The organism is Pseudomonas sp. MIL9, from assembly GCF_016887925.1.
GTDB lineage: Bacteria > Pseudomonadota > Gammaproteobacteria > Pseudomonadales > Pseudomonadaceae > Aquipseudomonas > Aquipseudomonas mohnii.
Genome location: NZ_JAFEHE010000027.1, coordinates 64,513 through 78,853, shown reverse-complemented (window position 1 = coordinate 78,853; position 14,341 = coordinate 64,513). Strand labels below are relative to the sequence as shown.

The 14,341-nt window shown below is 59.9% G+C and carries 14 protein-coding genes and 1 pseudogene; 8 read left to right on the top strand and 7 right to left on the bottom strand.

Annotated elements, in window-relative coordinates:
* Positions 1–109: 109 nt before the first annotated feature.
* The gene (locus tag JQF37_RS25845; protein WP_130211513.1) at positions 110–766 is read right to left on the bottom strand and encodes a thiopurine S-methyltransferase; all 657 of its coding nucleotides are present in this window, start codon (positions 764–766) and stop codon (positions 110–112) included.
* A gap of 103 nt (positions 767–869) precedes the next feature.
* Here JQF37_RS25845 and JQF37_RS25840 point away from each other — a divergent pair, with 103 nt between their 5' ends.
* Complete coding sequence (locus JQF37_RS25840) at positions 870–1,637, top strand: class III extradiol ring-cleavage dioxygenase (protein WP_130211512.1); 768 nt, start codon at positions 870–872, stop codon at positions 1,635–1,637.
* 92 nt (positions 1,638–1,729) lie between these two features.
* Here the strand turns inward: JQF37_RS25840 and JQF37_RS25835 are convergent.
* A pseudogene (locus JQF37_RS25835) lies at positions 1,730–3,437 on the bottom strand (DEAD/DEAH box helicase).
* A gap of 386 nt (positions 3,438–3,823) precedes the next feature.
* Between JQF37_RS25835 and JQF37_RS25830 the strand changes: the two are divergent.
* Positions 3,824–4,615, top strand: coding sequence for a crotonase/enoyl-CoA hydratase family protein (locus JQF37_RS25830; RefSeq protein WP_130211510.1), 792 nt, complete (start codon positions 3,824–3,826; stop codon positions 4,613–4,615).
* Between the two features lie 66 nt (positions 4,616–4,681).
* On the opposite strand, the gene JQF37_RS25825 is transcribed toward JQF37_RS25830, so the two are convergent.
* Positions 4,682–5,437 (bottom strand): spermidine synthase, encoded by a 756-nt coding sequence (locus tag JQF37_RS25825; RefSeq protein ID WP_130211509.1) that lies wholly within the window; start codon positions 5,435–5,437, stop codon positions 4,682–4,684.
* Positions 5,438–5,587: 150 nt separating this feature from the next.
* Between JQF37_RS25825 and JQF37_RS25820 the strand changes: the two genes are divergently transcribed.
* The gene (locus JQF37_RS25820) at positions 5,588–6,934 is read left to right on the top strand and encodes a 3-deoxy-7-phosphoheptulonate synthase class II (RefSeq protein WP_090318089.1); all 1,347 of its coding nucleotides are present in this window, start codon (positions 5,588–5,590) and stop codon (positions 6,932–6,934) included.
* Positions 6,935–7,047: 113 nt separating this feature from the next.
* Here JQF37_RS25820 and JQF37_RS25815 read toward each other — a convergent pair whose 3' ends face one another.
* Both JQF37_RS25815 and JQF37_RS25810 read right to left on the bottom strand, forming a co-directional pair.
* Complete coding sequence (locus JQF37_RS25815; protein WP_130211508.1) at positions 7,048–8,277, bottom strand: winged helix-turn-helix domain-containing protein; 1,230 nt, start codon at positions 8,275–8,277, stop codon at positions 7,048–7,050.
* A 64-nt stretch (positions 8,278–8,341) separates the two neighbouring features.
* Positions 8,342–8,557, bottom strand: a complete 216-nt coding sequence (locus tag JQF37_RS25810; RefSeq protein ID WP_090318083.1) for a DUF1127 domain-containing protein — start codon at positions 8,555–8,557, stop codon at positions 8,342–8,344.
* Between the two features lie 95 nt (positions 8,558–8,652).
* On the opposite strand from JQF37_RS25810, the gene JQF37_RS25805 reads away from it, so the two are divergent.
* Positions 8,653–9,507, top strand: coding sequence for a LysR substrate-binding domain-containing protein (locus JQF37_RS25805; RefSeq protein WP_130211507.1), 855 nt, complete (start codon positions 8,653–8,655; stop codon positions 9,505–9,507).
* Here JQF37_RS25805 and JQF37_RS25800 read toward each other — a convergent pair.
* A complete protein-coding gene (locus JQF37_RS25800; protein ID WP_130211506.1) occupies positions 9,497–10,246 on the bottom strand; it encodes a sulfite exporter TauE/SafE family protein in 750 nt (249 codons plus the stop codon). The two genes, JQF37_RS25805 and JQF37_RS25800, sit on opposite strands and share 11 nt — an antisense overlap.
* Before the next feature lie 111 nt (positions 10,247–10,357).
* Here JQF37_RS25800 and JQF37_RS25795 point away from each other — a divergent pair, with 111 nt between their 5' ends.
* From JQF37_RS25795 to JQF37_RS25780, 4 genes are all read left to right on the top strand, one after another.
* Positions 10,358–11,314 carry a LysR family transcriptional regulator gene (locus tag JQF37_RS25795; protein ID WP_130211505.1) on the top strand — a complete coding sequence of 319 codons (957 nt, stop codon included), beginning with the start codon at positions 10,358–10,360 and terminating at the stop codon, positions 11,312–11,314.
* A 68-nt stretch (positions 11,315–11,382) separates the two neighbouring features.
* A complete protein-coding gene (locus JQF37_RS25790) occupies positions 11,383–11,847 on the top strand; it encodes a MarR family transcriptional regulator (protein WP_130211504.1) in 465 nt (154 codons plus the stop codon).
* A 302-nt stretch (positions 11,848–12,149) separates the two neighbouring features.
* Positions 12,150–12,569 carry an organic hydroperoxide resistance protein gene (locus JQF37_RS25785; protein WP_047527178.1) on the top strand — a complete coding sequence of 140 codons (420 nt, stop codon included), beginning with the start codon at positions 12,150–12,152 and terminating at the stop codon, positions 12,567–12,569.
* Between the two features lie 34 nt (positions 12,570–12,603).
* Positions 12,604–13,614: an alpha/beta hydrolase gene (locus JQF37_RS25780; RefSeq protein ID WP_130211503.1), complete on the top strand. Its 1,011-nt coding sequence runs from the start codon at positions 12,604–12,606 to the stop codon at positions 13,612–13,614.
* A 114-nt stretch (positions 13,615–13,728) separates the two neighbouring features.
* On the opposite strand, the gene efp is transcribed toward JQF37_RS25780, so the two are convergent.
* Entirely contained in the window at positions 13,729–14,298 is a 570-nt protein-coding gene (gene efp / locus JQF37_RS25775; RefSeq protein WP_008057003.1) for an elongation factor P, read from the bottom strand.
* Positions 14,299–14,341: the final 43 nt, after the last annotated feature.

The window sequence follows — 14,341 nt, the reverse complement described above, 5'->3', positions numbered from 1 at the left end:
CCAAGGACGGTGAAAATTTCAAAAACCCGATTTCCGGTGGACCGTAAGGCTGCTCCGCTTAAGTGAACAGCATTACGCAGTGATGCGGGCCTTTTTTTAGTTCTTCGGATTACCGGGTGGACACCCTATACACCCGCTCCTCAAGCCGGGTAACCCCCGCCTCCAGAAATTTCCCGCTCTCGCTCAGCACATCCTGATCTTCCAGGATTTTTAGCGACCATGCCTGGCCAAATAATCGCTGCACTTCGTCATCCAGCACGGCAAACGGTGGGCCGTCCATTTGAGCCTGGTCATAATCGAGGGTGATCAAAAGCCCATGGCAATCCTTGGGCAGGATCCGCTTCAAATGCGTGGCATATTGCTCGCGCATTGATGGCGGTAGCGCAATCAATGCGGCCCGGTCATAAAGCGCAGAGCAATCAGCCACATCGCCAGCTGTCAGCTCGAAGAAGTCACCGCACCAAAGCTCGATGGAGCCTGCGCGATAAACCTTGAACGGCCCCTGCTCGCTCACCGCGGGGTCAAAGTGATGCTCGCTGAAAAAGTCCTCGATGGCTTTTTCCGATAGTTCGACGCCCAGAACCTCGTGCCCCTGATGAGCGAGCCACAACACATCCAGACTCTTCCCACACAAGGGCACCAGAACGCGACTGCCCACTTCCAGGCCCAACGCTGGCCAGAACCGTTGAAGATAAGGATTCACTTGCGGCAAGTGAAAGCCGATCTGATTCGACGCCCACTTCTTGTGCCAAAACTCCGGCTGCATAAGTAACCCCAAAAATTCGATCAAAACACCCTAAAACTTATATTAGATTTAGATCAATGATCTGACTGAAGATGGTGCCATCTTAACTCTCCGGAGCTCGTTCATGTTCCCCAGCCTGTACATATCCCATGGTTCCCCGATGCTCGCCCTGGAACCCGGCGCCAGCGGGCCTGCCCTGGCTCGCCTGGCGGCCGAGCTGCCGAAACCCAAAGCCATCGTGATTGTTTCCGCGCACTGGGAAAGCAATGAACTGTTGGTCAGCGGCAATCCACGACCTGATACCTGGCATGATTTCGGCGGTTTCCCTAAAGCCTTGTTTGAAGTCGAGTACCCGGCACCCGGCGATCCACAGCTGGCAGCCGAGGTCGTCGAACTGTTGAAGGCCAGTAATCTTCCCGCCCGCATCGATTCCAACCGACCTTTCGATCATGGTGTCTGGGTTCCGTTGTCACTGATGTATCCGCAGGCGGACATCCCGATTGTTCAGGTTTCACTGCCAACCCGTGGCGGTCCTGCCCTGCAGGCCCACGTCGGACAGGCGCTGAACAGCCTGCGCCAGCACGGCGTACTGCTGATCGGCTCTGGCAGCATCACCCATAACCTGCGGGAACTGGATTGGCATGCCGGCCCTGAGAGCGTGGAGCCGTGGGCACAGGCGTTCCGGGACTGGATGGTCGAGAAGCTTGCGGCCAACGACGAAGCGGCCCTGAACGATTATCGCCAACTGGCACCCAATGCCGTGCGCAATCATCCCAGCGATGAACACCTGCTGCCGCTGTACTTTGCCCGCGCGGCCGGGGGGGATTTCAGCATCGCCCACCAAGGATTCACCATGGGGGCACTGGGCATGGACATCTATCGTTTCGGCTGACCGGCACACCAAGTCGCCCCGCCATCCGGACAAAAAAAATCCCCGAGCCAGTCGGGGATTTTTTATGTGCGATCAATCAGCCCGAAAGCGGATCAATCTTCGCGGTAGCGACGCAGCTTCAACTGCTTACCGGCAACGCGAGTGTCCTTCAGCTTGGTCAGCAGACGCTCCAGGCCATCTTCCGGCAGCTCAACGAGGCTGAAGCTGTCACGCACCTGGATGCGACCGATGGCTTCACGAGCCAGGCCACCTTCATTGAGGATGGCGCCCAGCAGGTTCTTGGCAGCGATGCCATCACGCGCGCCCAGCGCGGTACGGCAACGAGCACGACCTTCGGCCAGAGGCATTGGTGCGCGACGCTCGCGGTCACCACGCTCAGGACGATCACCGGAACGCTCTGGACGATCGCCACGCGGTGCGTTGTTCGGCACCAGTGGACGCTCTTTCTCGATAGCGGCCAGGTTCAGCGCTTGACCGTTGGTAGCCTTGCGCAGCAGGGCTGCGGCCAGGGCACGCGGGCTGCAACCGATATCGGCAGTCAGGCGATCCAGCAGTTCACCATGGGTCGATTCAGCTTCAGCCACCAGCGGCGACAGGCTGTTGGTCAGTTTCTTGATGCGCGCATCCAGAACGGCTTGAGCGTCCGGCAGGCGAACTTCAGCAACTTTCTGACCGGTGACACGCTCGATGACCTGCAGCATGCGGCGCTCACGTGGCGTCACCAGCAACAGTGCACGACCTTCGCGACCGGCACGGCCGGTGCGGCCGATACGGTGAACGTAGGACTCTGGATCGTACGGCATGTCAACGTTGAACACGTGAGTGATGCGCGGAACGTCCAGGCCACGAGCAGCAACGTCGGTCGCCACAACGATGTCCAGACGGCCATCCTTGAGGGAGTCGATCACGCGCTCACGCTGGTTCTGGGCAATGTCACCGTTCAGCGCAGCGGCTTTGTAGCCTTTGGCTTCCAGGGCGCTGGCCAGGTCCAGGGTCGCTTGCTTAGTACGCACGAACATGATCAGCGCGTCGAAATCTTCCACTTCCAGCAGGCTCAATACAGCCGAGGTCTTCTGGTCAGCGTGAACCAACAGGTGAGCCTGTTCGATCGCGGTAACGGTCTGGGTCTTGCTCTGGATCTTCACGTGCTTCGGATCGCGCAGGTGGCGCTCAGCGATGGCACGGATCGATTGTGGCAAGGTGGCCGAGAACAATACGGTCTGACGGGTTTCCGGCATGGCCTTGAAGATAACTTCCAGGTCGTCCATGAAGCCCAGTTTGAGCATTTCGTCGGCTTCGTCGAGAACCAGGTGGTTCACGGTGGCCAGTACTTTTTCGTCGCGACGCAGGTGGTCGCACAGACGGCCCGGAGTGGCGACAACGATCTGTGCGCCATTACGGATTGCTTTCAATTGTGGGCCCATCGGCGCGCCGCCGTAGACAGCCACAACAGTCACGCCCGGCATTTGCTTGGCGTAGGTTTCGAAAGCGGTTGCAACTTGTAGCGCCAACTCACGAGTTGGGGCCAGGATCAGAGCTTGCGGCTCGCGCTTGGACGGATCAATGCGGTGCAGGATAGGCAGGGCAAAGGCAGCGGTTTTACCGGTACCGGTTTGCGCCTGACCAATCATATCGTGACCGGCGAGGATGATCGGGATCGACTGCTGCTGAATGGCCGAAGGCTCTTCATAGCCGGTAGCGACTACTGCAGCGACAATATTGGGATGAAGTTCAAGAGCGGCGAAGCCGCCGATTTCCTGGGTCATGGGTCTGCCTCTAAGTGCATCCGCAAAGACCCATGCTCCAAAGCTGCGCATGCCGTGTTGAGACTCAAGAGTCGCCCTGGCAGCTTTGTCGGCGGGGATTTGCGAAAACGAATGAATGAAAAGAATCGTCAAGGAAGAGTCCGCGATGCGGACGTGCAGCCGAAGCTGACTTCGGGGAATTGCTCTACCTAAACGCGGCCCGGCTAAAGGCCGGCGCGCACTATACCGGAATTTGCTGAAAAAGGGAGCTTTTTTTATCGCAAAACTCCTGCGTACGGCGTTGTGTCACAGGCTTTGCGGATAATCATGCGAGCGTCTATTTTTCAAAGGCCCGGCCCTGCGGGCGATGGCGCTAAAACGGTTCATCTTGAACAGGCAGACCGTCGGTCTGACTGCCCTTCCCGCCCGAGGAAATGCACCATGAAAGAGCTCAACACCAGCCGCGTGAGCCGCGAAAAACGTGGTCATGTCCTGATGATCGGCCTGGATCGGGTCGCCAAACGCAACGCCTTCGATCTCGACCTGCTCAACGAATTGAGCCTGGCGTACGGCGAGTTCGAGGCTGACAGCGAAGCGCGGGTGGCGGTGGTCTTCGGTCATGGCGAGCATTTCACCGCCGGACTGGACCTGGTCAATGCCAGCGCCACGTTGACGGAAGGCTGGCAGGCACCGCCCGGCGGCTGTGATCCATGGGGCGTGTTCGCCGGTCCGAGGGTCAACAAACCGGTGATTGTCGCCGCGCAGGGCTACTGCCTGACGATCGGCATCGAGTTGATGCTGGCCGCCGATATCAACCTGTGCGCCAGCAATACCCGTTTTGCGCAAATGGAAGTGCAGCGCGGCATTTTCCCCTTCGGGGGCGCCACCCTGCGCCTGCATCAAGTCGCCGGCTGGGGGAACGCGATGCGCTGGATGCTGACCGGGGATGAGTTCGATGCCCATGATGCCTTGCATCTGGGGCTGGTGCAGGAAGTCATGGCCAGCGAGGATTTGCTGCCACGGGCAATCGAGTTGGCCGAGCGAATTGCCCGGCAGGCGCCACTCGGAGTTCAGGCGACGTTGATGTCGGCCCGGCAGGCGCGTTATGAAGGGGAAACGGTGGCCGCGCAAGGGTTGCCGGCGCTGGTGAAGAAGCTGATGAGCAGCGAGGATGCCCGGGAGGGTGTGCGGTCGCTGGTGGAGCGGCGGCCCGGAGTCTTCAAAGGCATGTGAAATGTGTGTTGGCCTCCATGGCCTCATCGCAGGCAAGCCCACGATGAGGTCCGGTCGAGCAACAAATCAGCTCGCCGGCCGAATTGCCTTGATCAACGACTGCAACGAATACCCCAACCGTGGCGCCAGCCCTTCGGCCCGAGCGATCAGGCCGTCCATGTCCAGTTGCTGATCCAGCTCCGAAGGCACGATCAGGATCACATTGCCCTCCTTCACCGGCAATTCCCAGTAATGCCGGTGGTAGAGCCCGCGCAGCAACGCGGCACCCAATGGCTTGCCATCATCGGTAGCCCATTGATTGATCACCAGCCAGCCGCCCGGATTCAGGCGTTTCTGGCAGTTTTCCAGGAAAGACCAGGCCAGGTGCCCGACTCCGGGACCGACATCGGTATACAGGTCGACAAAAATCAGGTCCGCAGGCTCGGCAGTGTCGAGCAACTCCAGCGCATCACCCACGCGAATGTACAGACGCGGATCGTCATCCAGCCCGAGGTATTCGATGGCCAGGCGCGGCACGTCAGGGCGCAGCTCGATGGCTTCGACATCCTCCAGCGGCAGGAACTTGAGGCACGCCTGGGTCAGCGTCCCGGCACCGAGGCCCAGAAACAATGCACTTTCCGGCTGCTCGTGGCACAGCGCACCAATCAGCATCGCCCTGGTGTAGTCGTACTCGAGCCAGCTCGGATCGGCCGTGAAGACGCAGCTTTGTTCGATGGCATCACCGAATTCGAGAAAGCGGTAATCGGCCACTTCCAGCACGCGAATCACGCCAAATTCGTCCTGCACCTCGGCGAGCAGATGCTCGACGCGCTCCTCAGTCATTTCGTCTCCTGATCGTCACCGGACCCGGCAACGCAATAACACCGCGAACAGGCTGCGGCAAAGGCGCGATTGTCCGCGAAGCGACGGGAACAGGTCACGCACTAATTGCTGATAACATAGCTGTCCGAGCGTAAAACATTAGAGACTGCGATGAGCCAACCCTGGAGCCCTGACAGCTGGCGCGCCCTGCCGATCCAGCAACAACCCCAATACCCCGACGCGGCGCATTTGCTGCAAGTCGAGCAAACACTGGCCAGCTACCCGCCGCTGGTGTTTGCCGGTGAAGCCCGGGAGTTGCGCCGTCAGTTTGCCGAAGTGACCCAGGGCCGGGCGTTTCTGTTGCAGGGCGGCGACTGCGCCGAAAGCTTCGCCGAGTTCTCCGCCGCGAAAATCCGCGACACCTTCAAGGTGCTGCTGCAAATGGCGATTGTCATGACCTTTGCCGCCGGCTGCCCGGTGGTCAAAGTCGGGCGCATGGCCGGGCAATTCGCCAAGCCGCGCTCGGCCAACGACGAAACCATCGACGGCGTGACCCTGCCCGCCTACCGTGGCGACATCGTCAACGGCATCGGTTTCGATGAAAAAAGCCGCGTACCGGACCCGGAGCGCCTGCTGCAGTCCTACCACCAGTCCACAGCCACCCTGAACCTGCTGCGCGCCTTCGCCCAGGGCGGGTTTGCCGATCTGCATCAGGTACACAAGTGGAACCTGGACTTCATCGCCAACTCGGCCCTGGCGGAAAAATACAGCCACCTGGCCGACCGCATCGATGAAACCCTGGCCTTCATGCGCGCCTGCGGCATGGACAGTTCGCCGCAACTGCGCGAGACCAGTTTCTTTACCGCGCACGAAGCGCTGCTGCTGAACTACGAAGAAGCCTTCGTTCGTCGCGACAGCCTGACCAACGACTACTACGACTGCTCGGCGCACATGCTGTGGATCGGCGATCGCACCCGTCAGCTCGACGGTGCCCATGTCGAGTTCCTGCGCGGGGTGAACAACCCGATCGGGGTCAAGGTCGGCCCGAGCATGAACCCTGAAGACCTGATTCGCCTGATCGACGTGCTCAACCCGGACAATGATCCAGGCCGCCTGAACCTGATCGCGCGCATGGGCGCGAACAAGGTCGGCGATCACTTGCCGCAGCTCATCCGCGCCGTACAGCGTGAAGGCAAGCAAGTGCTGTGGAGTTGCGACCCGATGCACGGCAACACCATCAAGGCCAGCAGCGGCTACAAGACCCGTGACTTCGCGCAGATTCTTGGCGAGGTGAAGCAGTTCTTCCAGGTTCACGAAGCCGAGGGCAGCTACGCCGGCGGCATCCACATCGAGATGACCGGGCAGAACGTCACTGAATGCATAGGCGGCGCGCGGCCGATTACCGAAGATGGGTTGTCGGATCGATACCACACCCATTGCGACCCGCGGATGAATGCCGATCAGTCGCTGGAATTGGCGTTTTTGATTGCCGAGACGTTGAAGCAGGTTCGGCGCTAACTCGCATCGCCCCCCATCGCTGGCAAGCCAGCTCCCACAGGAATTACGTCGTTGGGCAATAATGTGCACGACGCAACATCTGTAGGAGCTGGCTTGCCAGCGATGCCCTCAGATCAAACCCCGCAAATGCTGGCCAATGCCACCCGCAACCTGTCCGCACTCGCCCGCGGGCAATTCAACTGAACCTGCGCCAGCCCCAACCAATCCGCCATCTGTCGCAGATTGGCCGCCAACGCCAGCATCCCTTCGTCGTCCAGCCCCGGTTGTTCCTCATGCACCGCGTGCACTGCCAATCGACCGACCGCCCGTTCGGCGCGCAGATCAACCCGCGCGGCAATCCGCTCGTTGTGCAGGAACGGCAAGACGTAATAGCCGTAGACCCGCTTGTCCTGCGGCGTATAGATCTCCAGCCGATAGCGAAAGTCGAGAAGGCGTTCGGTACGACTGCGTTCCCAGATCAGTGAATCAAAAGGTGAAAGCAAGGCACTGGCCTCGACCTTGCGCGGCACCTTGGGCTCCGGCAGGCAATAGGCCAACTGGCGCCAGCCCTGGACTTCGCAGGTGAGCAATTCACCGGCCTCGACCAACTCCGCAAGACGTGGACGGCTGTCAGCGGGATTCAGGCGAAAGTAGTCGCGCAGATCCTTTTCCGTGCCGACGCCCAACGCCGTCATGGCATGCAACAGCAATCCGCGCTGGGCTTGTGCCTCATCAACCCGTGGCTGCGCAAGAATCGCCGAGGGGATCACCCGCTCCGGCAAATCATAAAGCCGTTCGAACCCACGCCGGCCGGCCACGGTCACTTCACCGGTGGCGAACAACCATTCCAGTGCATGCTTTTCCGCACTCCAGTCCCACCATGGGCCCGCCCGCTCCTGGCGGGTCGACAGACTGCCGGCCCCCAGCGCGCCCTGCGCCTCGACGGAGGCCAGCACCCGGCGAATGACGTCCTGCTGCTCACGACCAAAGCGAGCCAGCTGTTGATAAATGTCTTCGCCACGACTCGCTCGCTGCATGCGCCAGCGCATCAACGGGTACATCAACAGGGGCAGTAAAGAGGCCTCGTGGCCCCAGTATTCGAACAATGTTCGACGCCGGCCCTGACTCCAGGCAGCCTGGTCGAGCACATCGCAAGGGTAGTTTCCAAGGCGGGAAAACAGCGGAAGGTAGTGCGAACGCACCAAGGCATTGACCGAGTCGATCTGCAGAATGCCCAGTCGTTCGATCAGGCGGTTGAGCTGAAACGGCTTGATCGTCGCTGGCGGCTGACGCCCGTTGAACCCTTGGGCGGCCAGCGCCAGACGCCCAGCCTGTTTGAGGGTAAAGGACAACGTTGCGGGCATGAGCATCTCCTTGTCTGCTCGCAACCTACCTCACCGGTAAGTGGTTTGTGTAGCGTGGCACTCATCATTTATGCATCGGGTCATTCCAGAACGGCTTGACCGACTCGAACTCGACATCCGCACGGCTCATGCCGATGTCTTTCAGCGCTTCATCACTCAGGCTCGCCAGCAGTTCGCGTTCCTTGTGCAGTTCGTACCAGCGACTGAATTTGTGCAGCAGATCGGATACCAAGTGGATCGAGTGTTTTTCTACCGCTGGGTATTCATGTTGACCTTTCATCTTGTTGCCCTCCGTTTGGATAGCTCCAGTCTCGCGCCGGGACTAAGATCAATCCAACGAATGTTTCTGATGTCACATATCTCGGAGATTGATGAATGTCCGCCTACCCGAGTATCGACACCGAAGTACTGCGCACCTTCGTCGCCATCGCCGACCAGGGCGGCTTTACCCGTGCGGGAGAATTGGTCAACCGCACCCAGTCGGCCGTGAGCATGCAGATGAAGCGGCTGGAAGAAGATGTATTGCAGCGCCAGCTGTTCCAGCGCGACGGCCGGCAGGTTCGGCTGACGGCGGAAGGCCAGGTATTGCTCGGGTATGCCCGGCGCATCCTCAAGCTGCACAGCGAAGTCTTCAACACCTTGCGCGAACCGCACATGGTCGGCACCGTACGGATCGGTACACCGGACGACTATGTGATGCGTTTTCTGCCGGGGATTCTGCGCCGGTTTGCCCAGTCCTATCCGCTGATCCAGATCGAAGTGCACTGCGAGTCGTCCAAGCAATTGCTGATGCGCCAGGACCTCGACTTGTCTATCGTGACCCGCGAACCGGGTAGTGAAATCGGTCAGCTACTGCGCAAGGAACGCTTCGTCTGGGCCGAAGCCCAGTGTTTCAGTGCCCACGAACAAACCCCGTTGCCGCTGGCGATGTTCAACAGTGACTGCTTCTGCCGCCTGTGGGCCTGCAATGCCCTCGATGCCATGGGCCGCGATTATCGCGTGGCGTACAACAGCGATAGCTTGTCGGCGATCATGGCGGTGGTCAGCGCCGGCCTGGCAGTGACTGCGCAACTGGAAAGCTTGATCACGGCGGACATGCGCATCCTCGGTGAGGCCGAAGACCTGCCGATCCTGCCCGAGGCCAGCATCATGCTGGTGCGCAACCTGCACAACCCGTCCCCGATTACCGAATGCCTGGCCGAGCACATCGTCGAAGGCTTCAAACCTTAAAGGCGAGCATCACCGCGCAGCACACCAGGAAGCCACAGAACAATCCGCGCAGCAACCGCTCGGGCATGGCATGGGCGATCCTCACCCCCCAACTGATGCTCATCAGGCCACCGAGCGCCAGTGGCACGCCAATCATCCAGTGCACCTGATGGTGTACGGCATAGGTGACCAGCGTGACGCCCGTGCTGGGCAGTGCCAGCGCCAGCGACAAGCCCTGCGCCACCACTTGAGTCGTACCGAACAGACTGGTCAATACCGGCGTGGCCACGACCGCCCCGCCCACGCCAAACAACCCGCCCATGGTCCCGGACGCCGCGCCGAGCACACCCAGCCAGGGCCATGAATAATTCATCTGCGCCGAGGCCGGCGCGCTGGCGGTGAACATGCGCACCAGGTTGTAGGCCGACAGAGCGACCAGAAACGCGACAAAGCCGATCCGCATGGTTTGCGCATCAATGCCCACGGCCCAGATCGAACCGATCCAGGCGAAACAGAACCCCATCGAAGCCAGCGGCAACGCGTGGCGCAACTCAATGCGGTTGCGTTGGTGGTAACGCCACAGTGCCAGCATCACATTCGGCACGACCATGACCAACGCCGTCCCTTGGGCAATCTGCTGATCCAGACCGCACAACACACCCAGCAAGGGAATGGCAATCAAGCCTCCGCCGATGCCGAAAATCCCGCCAAGAGTTCCCAGGGCTGCGCCGAAAACCAGATACATCAGAAACTCAATCACAGCAGTTTTTCCCTTTAGGTGAAGCGGTTCATCCTACGCAGTTGGGTCTGGCTCGGAAACGCACAGCAACGCACAATGGCTATGCCAATTTCGCACAGGCATTGACCACGCATGAATCCCAATCAATTGACCGATCAACTGGGCCTGTTCCTGGACGTGCTGGAAACCGGCAGCTTTTCGGCGGCATCCCGCCGTCATCCGCTGACGCCTTCGGCGGTGGCCCGGCGCATCGATAGCCTGGAAAGCGCCGTCGGCAGTCAGTTATTCATTCGCAGCACCCACGCGGTGCGCGCCACGCCGGCGGGGCTGGCTTTTGCAGAGCGCGCACGGCGGATCGTCGCTGAGTTACGCCTGGCCAGGGCGGAAGCCGTGTCCCTCAGCAGCGCGCCGGAAGGTCTGATTCGGGTCGATGCGCCGGCCGCGTTCGGTCGTCGGCATCTGGCGCCGGTGATCGCCGATTTTTTGATGCTTTACCCCGGCCTCGATGTGCAACTGCATCTGATTGACAGTTTTGTCGACATGCAGGGCTTGAACCTGGGCAAGGTCGATCTGGTACTGCGCGCCGGGCTGATGGCCGACACCCGGCTGGTGGCCACGCCGCTGGCGAGCATGATGCGCATCGCCTGCGCCAGTCCCGACTATTTGCAGCGCCGGGGCGTACCCACCGATCCGGCTCAGCTGATTGATCATGACGGCCTCGATTGGGATGGCCTGGCTCCCCCCTTCGCCTGGCGATTCGAGCGAGACGGTCAAATGCAATTGCACCGCCCTTCGCGGGTGCGCATGAGCGCCAACAATGCCGAGGCGCTGGTCTGCGGCGCACTGGCCGGATTGGGTATCGCACATTTGCCAACCTGGCTGGCCAGTGAATACCTGCTGCGCGGCGAACTGTTGCCATTGTTCTGCGAAAACGGTCTGCCGAAACCCGAGAGCTCCGGAATCTATGCCTTGCGCCTGGAACAACAACCCAATTCCCGCAGCCGCTTGCTGCTGGAATACCTGAAAAGCCGTTTCAGCCCGATACCGCCGTGGGACCTGGTGCTGCAAACCCACTTGGGCCGCCACTAGTCGAGAATTGTCTGGCGCATTAAAGATTCGCCCGCTAGATTCTGAAGATCACTGATCAAGGCTTTGACATGACCACCGAGCGCGACACCCCGGATACCTGCGACGACCTGCTGCTGGACAATCAGGCCTGCTTCGCCCTTCACTCCACTTCGCTGATGATGACCAAGGTCTACAAGCCTCTGTTGCAGGCGTTGGGCCTGACCTATCCGCAGTACCTGGCGATGTTGGTGCTGTGGGAACAGGACGGTTTGACCGTAGGCGAAATCAGCGCACGCTTGCTGACCGATCCTGGCTCGCTCACGCCGCTGCTCAAACGCCTGGAGGCCGAAGGTCTGCTCAGTCGCACCCGCAGCCGTGAAGATGAGCGCGTGGTGATCGTCGAACTCACCGCCAAGGGCCGCGCCTTGCGCGACCAGGCCCGTGACATCCCCCAATGCATCCTCGGCGCAAGCGGCATGACGCTGGAGCGACTGCAGACACTGCAAGCGGAGCTGCAAGCGTTGCGTCATCACCTGCAAGAAAGCCTGATTTAAAGCAGCATCACCCGTTTGTGGAAACCTGAATCCTGTGGGAGCGGGGCTTGCCCGGCTCCCACAAGAATCGCCTGCGTATTTGAAATCCCGGCCGCATAAATTTTTTTGCGACCCCGCCTTTCCCCTCCCGCGCCTCTAAATCAAGCCTTCCAGCCAATTCGGTCGCATCGACGCGATCTCTGAATAGATTTTTCTTAGAAATTTATCTTGCGCGCTAAATATTGGCGCGATACATTCATTTCGCACTTACTTAGCGCGCAAATATTTAGCGCATACAAAACAACCCGAACGAGGCTTTCACCATGCAAACTCTCTACACCGCAATCGCAACTTCCACCGGTGGCCGTGACGGTCGTGCGGTTTCCAGCGACAACATCCTCGACGTCAAACTCGCCACCCCGAAAGAACTCGGCGGTGCCGGCGGCGCAGCCACCAACCCTGAGCAACTGTTTGCAGCCGGCTACTCCGCCTGCTTCATCGGCGCTCTGAAATTCGTCGCCAGCCAGACCAAACGCAGCATCCCGAACGACGCATCGATCACCGCCCACGTCGGTATCGGTCAGATCCCCGGTGGCTTCGGTCTGGACATCGACCTGCACATCAGCCTGCCGGGCCTTGAACAAGCCGACGCGCAATCCCTGGTCGACGCGGCCCACCAAGTCTGCCCGTACTCCAACGCCACCCGCGGCAACGTTGATGTGCGTCTGCACGTCACCGTCTAACCGCTGATTGCCCAGGCCCGAACAGGAAATGAACATGAACACTTTCAGCAAAGTCTTGACCGGTACCCTTCTCGCCCTGTCCATCCAGAGCGCATTTGCCGGTGACGTTGAACACAACACCCAGGCATTCCTCGATGTGCTCAATGCCGGCACCGGCAAACCGATGGAGCAAATGACACCTGCCGAAGCACGCGCCGTATTGGTGGGTGCGCAGGCCGGGGTGAAGCTGACGCTGCCAAAAGCCGATGTCAGCCAGAAGACGATTCAGGTCGACGGCCAGCCGCTGAGCCTGACCATCGTCCGGCCGGCCGGGGTCAAGGGCGAGCTGCCGGTGTTCATGTTCTTCCACGGTGGTGGCTGGGTACTGGGTGACTTCCCGACCCACGAACGACTGGTGCGTGACCTGGTTGTCGGTTCGGGTGCGGCGGCGGTGTTCGTCAACTACACCCCGTCACCGGAAGCGCATTATCCGGTGGCGATCAACCAGGCTTACGCCGCAACCCAGTGGGTGGCCGAGCACGGTAAAGAGATCCATGTCGACGGCAAACGCCTGGCCGTGGCCGGCAATAGCGTCGGCGGCAACATGGCGGCCGTGGTCGCACTGATGGCCAAAGACAAGGGCACACCGGCGATCAAGTTCCAGGTGCTGCTGTGGCCGGTGACCGACGCCAACTTCGAGACGGGCTCGTACAACCAGTTCGCCGAGGGGCACTTCCTCAGCAAAAACATGATGAAGTGGTTCTGGGACAACTACACCACCGACGCGAATCAACGTAACGAGATCTACGCCTCGCCGCTGCGGGCCACCACTGCGCAACTCAAGGGCCTGCCACCCGCCCTGGTGCAGACCGCCAGCGCCGATGTACTGCGCGATGAAGGCGAAGCCTATGCGCACAAACTCGACGAAGCCGGCGTGCCGGTGACCTCGGTTCGTTACAACGGCATGATCCACGACTACGGTTTGCTTAACGTGGTCAGTCAGGTGCCAGCGGTGCGTTCGGCGATGTTGCAGGCTTCGCAAGAACTCAAAGAGCACCTGAAATAAAAAACCAGTGGGAGCGAGCAGGCTCGCTCCCACATGGGTTAGCGTTGAGCCTTAAACTGCAGACACAAAAAAGCCCGACTCAATGGTCGGGCTTTTTCATTCCTGAAGCTGTGCTTATTTGGCACGGCCTTTGTAGGAACCGCCTTCGCGGGTATCGATCTCGATCATGTCGCCGATTTCGATGAAGTCAGCAACCGACAGCTCGGTACCGTTCTTCAGTTTGGCAGGCTTCATCACCTTGCCGGAAGTGTCACCGCGAGCGGAACCTTCGGTGTAGTCAACCTGACGCACGATTGTGGTCGGCAGCTCTACGGAAACCAGACGGCCTTCGAAGAACACGGCTTCGCAAACGTCGGTCATGCCTTCTTCGATGAACGGCAGTACGCTTTCGATGTCTTCAGCGTTCAGCTCGTACATGGTGTAGTCGGTGGTGTCCATGAACGTGTAGGAGTCGCCGCTGATGAAGGACAGGGTCGCTTCTTTGCGGTCGAGGATCACGTCGTCCAGTTTGTCGTCGGCGCTGTAAACGGTCTCGGTCTTGTAACCGGTCAGCAGGTTTTTCAGCTTGGTCTTCATGATCGCGCTGTTACGACCCGACTTGGTGAATTCAGCTTTCTGAACCAGCCAAGGATCGTTGTCGATACGGATCACGGTACCGGGTTTGAGTTCTTTACCAGTTTTCATTGCGAATATCCGAATTTGGATGGGATTTACAAAAATCTAGGCC